Source organism: Pseudoduganella aquatica (genome assembly GCF_009857595.1).
GTDB lineage: Bacteria > Pseudomonadota > Gammaproteobacteria > Burkholderiales > Burkholderiaceae_D > Rugamonas > Rugamonas aquatica_A.
Genome location: NZ_WWCU01000151.1, coordinates 1 through 275, shown reverse-complemented (window position 1 = coordinate 275; position 275 = coordinate 1). Strand labels below are relative to the sequence as shown.

At 70.2% G+C, this 275-nt stretch carries 1 protein-coding gene; it reads right to left on the bottom strand.

The window, feature by feature from the left end; translation table 11 throughout:
• A partial coding sequence (locus GTP77_RS30005) for a hypothetical protein (protein WP_161075768.1) occupies positions 1-275 on the bottom strand: 275 nt, incomplete at both ends.

The window sequence follows — 275 nt, the reverse complement described above, 5'->3', positions numbered from 1 at the left end:
CAGCCTGGCTGCTGACCAGGGCAGCCACTTGCGTGGTGCTCAGGGCGACAACCTGGTCGGTGGTCAGTGCGCCAACCTGGCTGCTGCTCAGGGCGCGGATGGCGGCGGTTTTCAGCGCAGCCAGATCGGCCGTTTCCAGCGCGGCCAGGTTGGCGGTGCTCAGGGCGGCGGCTTGCGCGCTGCTCAGGGCGGCGGCGGCGTCGGTGGTCAGCGCTACGACCTGGTGGGTTTTCAGACCTTGCGCAACGGCGGCCGTGGTCAGCGCGGCAACTTGC